Origin of the sequence: Arsenicibacter rosenii (assembly GCF_001870735.1) — a bacterium.
GTDB lineage: Bacteria > Bacteroidota > Bacteroidia > Cytophagales > Spirosomataceae > Arsenicibacter > Arsenicibacter rosenii.
Window position 1 is genome coordinate 1 of record NZ_MORL01000049.1, and the last position, 9568, is coordinate 9568.

Sequence of the window (9568 nt, forward strand, 5' to 3'; positions counted from 1 at the left end):
TTGGGGTATTTGAAGGCCACATCGAGCGCCAGCGCGGGCTTAAAATTGTGCGGAGACTGACCGGCTTTGGCATCGGTCACAACGGGGCCCGGCATTGTACGGCCCTGAGCGTACAGCTGGTCCTGTTCGGCATCAGGCCGGTGAGTGGCCGTCAGGAATGGCTTTGGCGCATTCGGATACAGGTGCATCCAGCGACCGCAGGCTACTCCGTAGGCATAGGCCAGATCGGGATGGAGATCGGAAATTGAACGTGATGGCATCGTCGTTTTTTCTTCGAAAATGCCGGTGTGATCCGGAGCGGGAAAGGACAAAAGAAAAAGCCCGGCACAATATGAGCCGGGCTTTCTGATTGCAGATAATTGTTGGATTGTTACTCGGGTACTTCACTCAGCCACCCTTCACGAACAAGGTCGGCTATAAAGTTTTCGGGCGTGTCGTTCCGGATCACGTTGCCACCGTAGAACTCCCGGAAACGAATGGCAAAATCACGCATATACTCTTCGTTGGTCTGGTCGGCCGTAAAACGGCCATCGCCCTTTAATTGGGCTACCAGATCGGTAGCGGTGGCCGCTTCGACCACCCCGCTACCGTCTTCTAGTAAATATTTCATGCGGCTAAATCGCTGATTCGGTTGTTGATATACGTTACAATTTCCGGCTGTTGAAATTCCCGCAGGCTCTGCATCGTGGCCGCTGATGCCTCCACCCGTTTAGTCCGGCTGAATTCTACGAGGTTGTGTAAAAATAACACCCAGTTTGCTATTTTCTCAAATTCAATGGTTCCGCTGTGCTGGCGGAATTCAATCGTCTGGTGGCGTACATACGATTGCAGGTTTATTTTCTGATAACGCGTACGCTGTAATGAAATCAGCCCGTTCATAGTTCGCGCCTGGTCTACCTGGTCGGCCAGCCCCTGTACGCTTTTGCAGAAGTAGTTGGTGTTACCCCGGCGGCTGTTAGGCATAAAGCTGTCGATAATCGACTCAAAGCGGGCGTAATTTACGATCAGGTTTTTAACCTGTGCCAGCTCAAGGTTTACCGCGTCGAAGTGGATGTGCAGGCCGCAGGTTCTGTTAATGTAGGCGTTCTTCTGCTTCAGCACCCGGCATACGATCTGAAGTTCGTCAATCCCTGCCTGCCCTTCCAGTATCGGGCTTACCAGTTCAAATGTGTTATTGCCGCTCAGACTCCCGTCGGTTACCAGTTTCCAGTGGCGGCGGGTTGTATGGTTGTAGCCTTCAACCGCTACCGTTATGCCTGCCTGCCGTAAGGCTTCGGCCAGTGCTTCGCGGCTGATGTTGTGGGCTTCAATCTCTACCCCGAATTTGCGGTTAAAAGGGATAAAGCGGAAAATATCGGCGCTGGCGTCAGCCCGGCGGCTGCGCACCTGCTCCGGCCAGTACCTGGCAAATACGTTCTGAACAAATCCGTAGTTGCCTCCGGTCAGGTCAGCTACCTGCCGGCGCGTAAGTCCGAGGGCTAACAACTGGCGGATTTTTTCAGTTTTTGTAAGGCTTGCGTTGCTTAAAATCTGCTGTGTTTCCATTTGATTATCTGCGTGTTATCGTTGAGACAAAGCACGCATCGTTTCGCGGCAACAGCAAGTTTCTCCCCTCACATTCCATGCACAGTGCCAGAGGTCACTGGAACAGTGCAACACAAAAAAGTAGAATCCAGTCAGGAGGAACTTTCACTATTAATCTAGAGGCCTGTCCTCTATTTTTGGTGTGGATAAATGAATTAAAGCCCGGTTCGGTTCCGTCCGGGCTTTTTTGTGCACTGAAAATACAGACGCCCGACAGGAGCCGGGCGTCTGGTAGTACCTCCAGGAAGTAAATTAATTACGAGCCCAGAACGATGACGGGTTCGGAAAACGTGTATTTCCCGTCTACGACACCGGTGAATTCCAGACCGCTATTCAGGCGGGTTGTAAAGTGGCTGGTTACCTCATCACCGAGACTTACGTTTGCCACCTGGATTGCCAGCTGAAGGGCAGCAATGTCAACGGTATTATTCGGCTGATAGGTTTGTTTGAATGTCAGTTCCTCTTCAAGTTCAGTAAGGTTTAAAGCTGCGATGTTGTTCAGAAATGCTGATTGTACGAGATTCATTGTTTTTAAGTTAGCGCCCCTGTCGGAGCATGAGACATAAATAAAAAAGCGATTGCAGCCCAAAACTGGGATCAGCAATCGCTTTTGAACAGGACAGAAAAACCGGTTTTACTTCATCACTCCCATAATTCACGGTGCTTTTGATATCCCTTACCGTTGCAGTCTTTACAGGTTTTATAACCACCTGCGATGTATACTCTTCCGTCTTCGCCACCATATTCCGGATTCGACCAGAAGCCTCCCTTGAAATCGCAGGTAGGACAAATCCGCAGGCCGGGTGTATTGAGAATATTCTGGCGATCTATAGCGGCCTGCCTGGTATTACATACGGTACCATCCGATGTCTGGTACTTTGTGACCTGTATTTCCTTTATTTCACTCATGGCTGAATACTAATTTGAACTGACTTTGCCAGAAAGGCGATTTCATTTACGCCCTGAATCAGGAGTTTAACCTGCTCCTCATCCATTTCATTATGGGCGATCGGATTAACGAATGTATGCGCCAGCTGCCTGCCGAGTTTCTCAAGCTCGGTAAGGTCATCAATTACCTGCTGATGGTTCAGAATTCTCATGGGTAATGGCCTTTTCTAACTGAGCATACTCCGAATAGGTAATTTCAATCATGTCGGGTTTCGGCTTATACTGGCAGCCTTCGGCTACACCCACGAGGTGATAATCTTTACCCCATACGACCTCTACCCGATGGACTACCATAAGCTCAGGCGTAACCTGAAAGTGAAAATCCACCGGTTCATTTATCTCCTGATTGGTGACTTTTGGCAAGGCAGCAATTTCCTTTAGCAAGGCTTTATTCTTAGGGATTGATCGCGGATAATAGCAGCCTACAAATCTTTTCGGCTCAACTACCTTCCATCCATCCGGCGGCTGCTGATCAAAGAAAATACCGCCTATCCCACCAGCGACGTCATGACTTGAACGTACATAATCATAGCCTCCCAGCTTTTGACATAATGCCCATGCTTCGGCTTTAACCTGATCAAACTTTTCCTTTACAGCTGATAACGCCAGAAAGGTTTCTGTGCCTTTTAAGATTTTGAATTTCATAGTCTTTTAAGATTTGTTATTACAATGGCCAGCCCCGCCGGAAGTGGTGGTCATCGATGACCGGTGCTTCCGGCGGTGTCAGCTGTGGCGTTGTGGTACCGGATTAATTTTCCTGAATTGCCTGAATGATTGCCTTCCGTTCGAGCTCCGGAAGTTTCCGGAATTTGGCCACGTGCCTGCGTACCTTTTTGGCGATCCGTTCACGCTCGCGATAGTCTGCACCGACGTAGCGATAATCGTGCAGTTCGGTCGGCTCCGGATAATTGCAGAACAGCCACTCGGTCACCTGCCCGCCTCTGGTGGTGCTGGAGTATTCAATCCGGCGCCAGTCTGCCAGCATGGTACCATACAGATCATTGGGGTAAGTGCTGATGGCAATTTGCGCTTCGCTGTACGAGTCGATAACCCTCAGAAGCAGTTCATGATCTTGATCTGTGAGCTCGTGGTTATACCGGTTGTAGCTGGCTCGGGTGCTGAGCGGATAAGGCGGATCAAGGTAGATGAAGGCATTTTTTCGATCAAACCACTTCTTTCCTGCAAACCACTTCTTTCCTGTCGATAGCAGATCCAGGGCATCTACCAAAAAAATGTTACTGCCAGCAGCAAAGTCGAAAATGTCATCAATTTGCTTTATGCCTTCCTGCTGCCAGGCATCGACCACTGTTGGGTCCAGATCAGCAAGCAGGCTACATTCTGCCGGCCGCTTATTCCGGAAGATACCGCCATTACCGACGAATGGTTCGATGTATAGCTCATGCGGTGGTATCTGGTTGATAATCGTCTGGTAAGTGCCACTTCCGGACTTACCACCAAAATAGGTGTCGAAGGGTTTCATCAGAATGGCAGATCATCAGATTGATCATTAGCAAAAGCAAACGGATTGCTCACAGGAGCCGACGGTTGCGCATGTTGTGGAACCGCTGCGGATTGAATCTGAACGATATCAATTTTATAGGCATTTATACTATTGAATACCCCTTTTTTACCCGTCTGCTGATTTTCATACTTACGGCCATCCAAATTAAAGGAGACTGTTATGGTCTGTCCTCTATTTATATTGTCCGGCAAGTAAACCTTATCCCCGCGCAACTGAAATTCCGGTGTGTTTGGATATGCAGGATTATCCGTAACATCAATCCAGAACTTCCGGATCATCGTGTTATTCTGACCTACCGTTTGGATTTGGCCTGCCCCTAAATATTTACCTGTGATTTGAAGTGATTGTGCCATTTATAGCTTTGTTTAAAAGTTGATTATCCGTGCATTGGAGGTTGGTTATGCGACCGGTATTTTATTTAACCTCTGGTTTTTCGGTGATTTTGAATTCAATGACCCATACCCACGGATTGGCATCCCAGGAATTTTCGCCGTGAATTAATTCCCATAGGTCAGCATACCAATCACGAGCACAATCCCAGCCTAATTCACCCCGCCCACGCGGATCAGGTTCGTCAGCCGGAAAGTACCCGCCATTATCGGCAGGTTCGCCACGCTTGCACCCTTCTGCCCATGCATCCTGTTCGCTTATATCCTGAAGCCGTTCTACCCGGATATTGGTAATCTCCAGCCAGATTCTGCATGCTTCATAAGGCATATGAATAGAAGGTTTCCAGCAGATTCCTGATTTGCTTCTGTTCCAGCCAGCGCGGTAGATATACCATGAATAATCGTCAGTGCTTTCGGTGTGTGGGATGGATAAATCATGCCAGTAAGCTGTTTTTGGAATCCGGGAAAACGTCTCTCGTACCCAGAGAATATCTCCGACATTACCATAAGGGCACCGGAAATATGGTTGATTCGGATCATTAACTTTAATCTCATCGTTGCGGTCAAATCCAAGCCAGTGATGCTTATTGAAGTTTTTACTTGATGGGCCTGTTACATTGGTAGCAAACTTATAGACAGTCGTATCTGTGTCATCCGGGGGCTGGAACTTGATAATGCGCCGTGTTTGTGTTTTCCGGCCACTATGAACTGCCTTTATCATCGGATCGGAAAACAGAATCGGATGGAGTAGTTTATTGATCTTACTCATTTCTTATGAGGGGCCTGCTCTTCGCGTTCGGCCAGTATGGTTACACATATTTGAATCCGATTACTCAAATACTCCGGACTGGGGAGCCACCGTGCTTCAGCTGGATTCGATGCCCTGTCGAAAAGCTTCTCAAAACCAGCCAGAATGTCTTTCAGATCGGTTGACCGGTATTTGCCGTAGAACTGGCGCAGGGTTGCGGATTGGTTCATATCTCGGCATCCATTAAGCATTCCTCGTGTAGCTTTTTGACTTCAGTCCACATCTTGCTGACAGCATCCTTCATTTCAGGATCGATTACTTCGGTGCTGGCGGCGATCACTGTGAGCAGGGTTTTCATCCGGTCGAGATTGCCTTGCATTCGCCGGCCGTATCTTTCTTCCTGTGGCATAATGATTAGAGTTTTGGTAGATGAAAATTGGTAAGTGCCTGATCAAGTTTGTTGAGCAGCAGCTGCTCATGGGCATCCAGCTGAGCATGCTGCATTTCGTTCCAGAGTGTCTGCGCAACCGACACCGGCAGTGTGCAGCAGTAGGTCCGGTTCGAAAACTTCGACTGCCAACTCAGCACCTGTGCCGGTGTGATCCGGCTCCGGTATTCAGCCAGCAGGAGGTTCTCCAGGGCAAGCTCTTTCATCGGGATCCCGGCAATTTCGTCGTATTTTGGGCAAAGCTTCACCATTGCCTGCCACTCGACAGGGTATAGTTTAATCGTCACTTTTAGCATGATTGCGAGCGTTTAAAAGATATTCAGCTGGCCCGAAAACGGCGGTGGTGCAGGAGCAATTTTTGACTTTTGTTTCTTTGTCGGCTTAACGCCGGCGTCAGGAACGCCTGCCGCCTTTTCCATCCGCCTGACCATGCGTTTGGTGGCCTTATCGGCGTTGTTGATGGGTTTGCCTTCCAGAATCTCCACCTCCTTGCAGTGGAAGTACTGGCCCCCACGGTTGCCCGTTTCGACGTAGCCTTTGATCCGGACGTGGGCCTGATTGCCCAGCTGGCCCCACGTGAATCCCTTTCTTACCCGGTATTTGCACAGAAGCTGCGTTCTGGGGCCGTTCATGAACGGGAGCAGGTCCATATGCACCGGAATCGAAAACTCGACACGAAGCCCGTCTTCGGCGTTTACGGTACGGGCCGGGTAGCTAACCCATGTTTCAATTTCAACAGTTTTGTTCATTGCTGGAGCGCTATATTGATTAAGCCTGAGAGCGGGGCTGTTTCGCGGGTTCTGGCCGGTGCCTGGTAAGCCGTTGGCTGGGGTGCCGGTTCATTCTTGACCGGATTGACTGGCACCTCGGCGAAGTAACGTTTCTTGATCTCCCAGAAAAAACGCTCGACAACCCCACGTTCATGAAAATTCAAAAGATTAGAGCAGCGTTTATACAAATCTTCATAGGTCTCCCGTTTGGGGTCAAATACAAAGTCATTGAACGTTTTAAGCAGATCATTGCAGCCTTTTACATCGCCGTCGTACAGAGACCGCATACATTGCGAAATGGCAGAATCTTTTTCAAAGCCATTCAGCAACTGGAAATCCCCCGAGGTGAAGAGTGCTATCCGGGCTTCCTTATACATCCCGTTGGTCCGCTCCGGAAGTCTCCGGAATACTTCCACCTGCCAGACATCATTGCGTTTACTGAAGAATCCTGGAATCAGTCTGGCCATGCTTGTCACGAATAACCGGCGCTTATCGGCCGTCTCGTTAAATCCTACCTTTTTGCTGTAGCCTACGATCTTATGGCCGGACAGCGTGTGAGCAACATGGCGGAACGTGGCATTCTCTTTATCATTCGGGGCGCTGGTAAACGGATTATAACTCATTGGTTTTCAGGAAATTTTGGTTTTCGAAAAAATTTTGCAGTTGCTACTAAGTACTATAAGTCCTAAAAAAAAAGTTCAGAAGTTCAAAGGTTCTGAAGTACTTCAAAGTACCTGATAGTACTTACTAGTACTTATAAGTACTGTGGATTTGGCAAAAAAAAGGCATACTTCCCCCGTTCAGCGCAGAACGCTGTTTTGTCGGGGTTGACGTCCTACGGCTGAATTATGCGCATAATCCGGCCATAGAGAGACAATTCGGGTATTGTCTCAGCTAACGCAACATATATACGTTTGCATTTCAGGGCCGGTCATTCAGGAATCTGTCAGGGGAGCAAAGCCCCCCTTAAGACCGAAACCAAAATTCCTAAACCCTTAACCTTCCACTTTTACATGGGTGCCCAAAGGTGGGGTCGAACCACCATCTTCAACGCGTCAGAACATTGCCCCCAATATCCTGAATCATTGTGCCTTACCCTTAGGCTACATGGGCAATAGTTGCCGGTCTTTCCCGGCTGTCAGCACTTATCATTGGCGTTGCATACCGGTTTCGATTAAGGTGACGTCCACTCACCGCCGTCTTTCCGGCTGTCAGATTGTGTGGCCGTTTAGTGACTTTTACTCCCGTCCCTGCCTGTGGTATCTCTATTCTTCTTTCCAGGCTGTCTCCGGTTGCAGAACCTGACCGGTAGGTGTCACATAAGCCGTACAATCGTTCGTCGCGCTTACATATGGGTTGCACAGATTGCAGGAATCGAACCTGCTACAATCGGTTTTGGAGACTGATCCGCTGCCTTTGCGTAATCTGTGTGTAAATGTTTCCGGACCGGAAGCCGATCCGGAAAGCATATCTATATCCACACCATTTAAATAAGCCATACTAAAAAGATTGACCCTGCTCAATCCGGCAGGGCCAGTCTATCCCACCGTAACTTGTATTTCCACTTCTATTCGCTGTCTTATGTGTACTCAAGCTGAATGCTCCAGTACAGGTCTGCTGCCGATTGCTCACCGGCGGTTAATATCTTCCTTGTAGCCCATCCACCCAGCAAAAACCGGACGATTTTGGGCCGTGATTCAAACCACTTCAGCCGGTTGTCCCAGCGCTGCCAGTTGGCAAATGCTTCAGACAATGCCTGGTCAAATAGCTCAATCCGGTACTCAAAGTAGGTTGGCCGCAGTAATGACCCGTTCGTTTTTTTCATGACCGATGTGCTTTCTGATGGCCGTTCAGGGCCGGTTGACTACTGAATTTCTGACCGCAAACCTGACATGTAAACGGCTCCGTAGCCACCACCACTGGTGGTGCTTCAGCCGGTTTCATCGCCACCATGCCCATCTCGGCCATGAACTGCCCGTAGTATTTCTCCTTCAGCCACTGCCCTAAGTTTACCCGCTTAGTGTAGGCTTCGAGCTCCAGTTTACGCAGCGCGTTCCGCTGGGCCACACCCGAAGGATCGGAAATGAGCACCGTAAAGGCTTCATCCATCCGGCTCAGGTTTTCTGAGCTGCAAATTGTGGGCTGATACGGTTCTGAAACAGGACGTAAGTTCATGCGGCAAGGTGGTTGGCGGTGGTAATCAGGTAAGCATGTTTTGAGCGCATCGACGTCCAGATAAATAGCCTTTTGACCCGCATTTTGTTGCGATCGGCTTCCATGAGCGAGNGTGTTTTGAGCGCATCGACGTCCAGATGAACAGGCGTTTGACGCGAATTTTGTTGCGATCGGCTTCCATGAGCGAGATGCAGCATACAGCATCTTTCCCCAGAGCAACCATCGTCTTTTGCAGCTGATCAACGGCGTCATCCAGTATGCTGATCAGCTGCCAGCGTTCCTTGATAGACNATCAACAGCGTCATCCAGTATACTGATCAGCTGCCAGCGTTCCTTGATAGACAGCTTCCGTATCTGGTCTTCCGACAGATTCATGATTTGCTCGATCGGGCGGGTGCTATTCATTGTCCATCGACTTTTTAGCGTGGCGGGTCAGCCGGTGTAAGTCCCAGACAAGCCAGGAGCCTACACCGAGCAAGACAAATACGAAGATCAGATAGAAGGTCATCATGACTCAGCTGGCTCTGTGTACGGGAAGATTTCCAGAATCGGGGTTTTAGATACCTCCGTAATTTCGGCCGGCAACAGGATTGTCTTAATCGCTTCCTGTAGCCGGTCATAGGCCGATCGTACAGAGTCGGCATTGATCAGCATCGAGTTGATCAGCTTTTTCTCACGTCCTTTGTTATCTTCAGTAGTAAAGATGACCTTACATTTATACCAGTTTTGCCCGCCATCCACACAGAAGACATCCGCCAGCTTCATTTTGCCGATAACCGACACGGTAAAATCCGGGATATTCGCTGCGATCTGTTCTGTAAGTCGCGTTTCTGCATCGATAAACGATACAGCATCAATCAGATACACCTCCGAAAACGTCTTTACTTTTACCTGATCACCTTGACGGCTATTGACGATAACTTCCTTTTGGTACTTGATTTTACCCTGAAACCAGATTGGCATCGTAGTAGGTGGTTAGGAGTT

Annotated in this window: 18 protein-coding genes and 2 tRNA genes; all 20 read right to left on the reverse strand. The window is 49.1% G+C overall.

Annotation, left to right across the window (positions count from 1 at the left end; all coding sequences use genetic code 11):
• The coding region (locus BLX24_RS32920) for a M15 family metallopeptidase (protein WP_177225954.1) at positions 1 to 260 on the reverse strand (260 nt) is incomplete at its 3' end.
• Positions 261 to 370: 110 nt separating this feature from the next.
• Positions 371 to 610 carry a hypothetical protein gene (locus BLX24_RS29030; RefSeq protein ID WP_071506730.1) on the reverse strand — a complete coding sequence of 80 codons (240 nt, stop codon included), beginning with the start codon at positions 608 to 610 and terminating at the stop codon, positions 371 to 373.
• A complete protein-coding gene (locus tag BLX24_RS29035; protein WP_071506731.1) occupies positions 607 to 1545 on the reverse strand; it encodes an amidoligase family protein in 939 nt (312 codons plus the stop codon). Before BLX24_RS29035 ends, BLX24_RS29030 begins: the two co-directional genes overlap by 4 nt.
• Before the next feature lie 295 nt (positions 1546 to 1840).
• Positions 1841 to 2110: a hypothetical protein gene (locus BLX24_RS29040; RefSeq protein WP_071506732.1), complete on the reverse strand. Its 270-nt coding sequence runs from the start codon at positions 2108 to 2110 to the stop codon at positions 1841 to 1843.
• Between the two features lie 116 nt (positions 2111 to 2226).
• Positions 2227 to 2493 (reverse strand): hypothetical protein, encoded by a 267-nt coding sequence (locus BLX24_RS29045; RefSeq protein WP_071506733.1) that lies wholly within the window; start codon positions 2491 to 2493, stop codon positions 2227 to 2229.
• Positions 2490 to 2684, reverse strand: a complete 195-nt coding sequence (locus tag BLX24_RS29050) for a hypothetical protein (RefSeq protein WP_071506734.1) — start codon at positions 2682 to 2684, stop codon at positions 2490 to 2492. Before BLX24_RS29050 ends, BLX24_RS29045 begins: the two co-directional genes overlap by 4 nt.
• Complete coding sequence (locus BLX24_RS29055; RefSeq protein WP_071506735.1) at positions 2653 to 3177, reverse strand: hypothetical protein; 525 nt, start codon at positions 3175 to 3177, stop codon at positions 2653 to 2655. The genes BLX24_RS29050 and BLX24_RS29055 overlap by 32 nt, the downstream gene beginning before the upstream one ends.
• 103 nt (positions 3178 to 3280) lie before the next feature.
• Positions 3281 to 4012 carry a DNA adenine methylase gene (locus tag BLX24_RS29060; RefSeq protein WP_071506736.1) on the reverse strand — a complete coding sequence of 244 codons (732 nt, stop codon included), beginning with the start codon at positions 4010 to 4012 and terminating at the stop codon, positions 3281 to 3283.
• A complete protein-coding gene (locus tag BLX24_RS29065) occupies positions 4012 to 4407 on the reverse strand; it encodes a DUF3127 domain-containing protein (protein ID WP_071506737.1) in 396 nt (131 codons plus the stop codon). The genes BLX24_RS29060 and BLX24_RS29065 overlap by 1 nt, the downstream gene beginning before the upstream one ends.
• A 61-nt stretch (positions 4408 to 4468) precedes the next feature.
• Positions 4469 to 5212, reverse strand: a complete 744-nt coding sequence (locus tag BLX24_RS29070) for a hypothetical protein (protein WP_071506738.1) — start codon at positions 5210 to 5212, stop codon at positions 4469 to 4471.
• The gene (locus tag BLX24_RS29075) at positions 5209 to 5421 is read right to left on the reverse strand and encodes a hypothetical protein (protein WP_071506739.1); all 213 of its coding nucleotides are present in this window, start codon (positions 5419 to 5421) and stop codon (positions 5209 to 5211) included. The genes BLX24_RS29070 and BLX24_RS29075 overlap by 4 nt, the downstream gene beginning before the upstream one ends.
• On the reverse strand, positions 5418 to 5600 hold the full coding sequence (locus tag BLX24_RS29080; RefSeq protein ID WP_071506740.1) for a hypothetical protein: 183 nt from the start codon (positions 5598 to 5600) through the stop codon (positions 5418 to 5420). Before BLX24_RS29080 ends, BLX24_RS29075 begins: the two co-directional genes overlap by 4 nt.
• Before the next feature lie 5 nt (positions 5601 to 5605).
• On the reverse strand, positions 5606 to 5935 hold the full coding sequence (locus BLX24_RS29085) for a hypothetical protein (RefSeq protein WP_071506741.1): 330 nt from the start codon (positions 5933 to 5935) through the stop codon (positions 5606 to 5608).
• 12 nt (positions 5936 to 5947) lie between these two features.
• On the reverse strand, positions 5948 to 6388 hold the full coding sequence (locus BLX24_RS29090) for a hypothetical protein (protein WP_071506742.1): 441 nt from the start codon (positions 6386 to 6388) through the stop codon (positions 5948 to 5950).
• A complete protein-coding gene (locus BLX24_RS29095; protein ID WP_071506743.1) occupies positions 6385 to 7032 on the reverse strand; it encodes a hypothetical protein in 648 nt (215 codons plus the stop codon). Before BLX24_RS29095 ends, BLX24_RS29090 begins: the two co-directional genes overlap by 4 nt.
• Positions 7033 to 7427: 395 nt before the next feature.
• A tRNA-OTHER gene (locus tag BLX24_RS32925) sits at positions 7428 to 7522 on the reverse strand.
• Positions 7523 to 7768: 246 nt separating this feature from the next.
• Positions 7769 to 7838: transfer RNA gene (locus tag BLX24_RS29100), tRNA-Trp, on the reverse strand.
• A gap of 150 nt (positions 7839 to 7988) precedes the next feature.
• On the reverse strand, positions 7989 to 8234 hold the full coding sequence (locus BLX24_RS29105; protein ID WP_071506744.1) for a hypothetical protein: 246 nt from the start codon (positions 8232 to 8234) through the stop codon (positions 7989 to 7991).
• Entirely contained in the window at positions 8231 to 8584 is a 354-nt protein-coding gene (locus BLX24_RS32930; protein ID WP_071506745.1) for a C2H2-type zinc finger protein, read from the reverse strand. Before BLX24_RS32930 ends, BLX24_RS29105 begins: the two co-directional genes overlap by 4 nt.
• Before the next feature lie 507 nt (positions 8585 to 9091).
• A complete protein-coding gene (locus BLX24_RS29115) occupies positions 9092 to 9547 on the reverse strand; it encodes a DUF4494 domain-containing protein (protein ID WP_071506746.1) in 456 nt (151 codons plus the stop codon).
• Positions 9548 to 9568 lie beyond the last annotated feature (21 nt).

Coding starts and splice junctions, on each gene's coding strand:
- BLX24_RS29030 (WP_071506730.1), bottom strand. CDS start 610: ATGAAATATTTACTAGAAGACGGTAGCGGGGTGGTCGAAGCGGCCACC.
- BLX24_RS29035 (WP_071506731.1), bottom strand. CDS start 1,545: ATGGAAACACAGCAGATTTTAAGCAACGCAAGCCTTACAAAAACTGAA.
- BLX24_RS29040 (WP_071506732.1), bottom strand. CDS start 2,110: ATGAATCTCGTACAATCAGCATTTCTGAACAACATCGCAGCTTTAAAC.
- BLX24_RS29045 (WP_071506733.1), bottom strand. CDS start 2,493: ATGAGTGAAATAAAGGAAATACAGGTCACAAAGTACCAGACATCGGAT.
- BLX24_RS29050 (WP_071506734.1), bottom strand. CDS start 2,684: ATGAGAATTCTGAACCATCAGCAGGTAATTGATGACCTTACCGAGCTT.
- BLX24_RS29055 (WP_071506735.1), bottom strand. CDS start 3,177: ATGAAATTCAAAATCTTAAAAGGCACAGAAACCTTTCTGGCGTTATCA.
- BLX24_RS29060 (WP_071506736.1), bottom strand. CDS start 4,012: ATGAAACCCTTCGACACCTATTTTGGTGGTAAGTCCGGAAGTGGCACT.
- BLX24_RS29065 (WP_071506737.1), bottom strand. CDS start 4,407: ATGGCACAATCACTTCAAATCACAGGTAAATATTTAGGGGCAGGCCAA.
- BLX24_RS29070 (WP_071506738.1), bottom strand. CDS start 5,212: ATGAGTAAGATCAATAAACTACTCCATCCGATTCTGTTTTCCGATCCG.
- BLX24_RS29075 (WP_071506739.1), bottom strand. CDS start 5,421: ATGAACCAATCCGCAACCCTGCGCCAGTTCTACGGCAAATACCGGTCA.
- BLX24_RS29080 (WP_071506740.1), bottom strand. CDS start 5,600: ATGCCACAGGAAGAAAGATACGGCCGGCGAATGCAAGGCAATCTCGAC.
- BLX24_RS29085 (WP_071506741.1), bottom strand. CDS start 5,935: ATGCTAAAAGTGACGATTAAACTATACCCTGTCGAGTGGCAGGCAATG.
- BLX24_RS29090 (WP_071506742.1), bottom strand. CDS start 6,388: ATGAACAAAACTGTTGAAATTGAAACATGGGTTAGCTACCCGGCCCGT.
- BLX24_RS29095 (WP_071506743.1), bottom strand. CDS start 7,032: ATGAGTTATAATCCGTTTACCAGCGCCCCGAATGATAAAGAGAATGCC.
- BLX24_RS29105 (WP_071506744.1), bottom strand. CDS start 8,234: ATGAAAAAAACGAACGGGTCATTACTGCGGCCAACCTACTTTGAGTAC.
- BLX24_RS32930 (WP_071506745.1), bottom strand. CDS start 8,584: ATGAACTTACGTCCTGTTTCAGAACCGTATCAGCCCACAATTTGCAGC.
- BLX24_RS29115 (WP_071506746.1), bottom strand. CDS start 9,547: ATGCCAATCTGGTTTCAGGGTAAAATCAAGTACCAAAAGGAAGTTATC.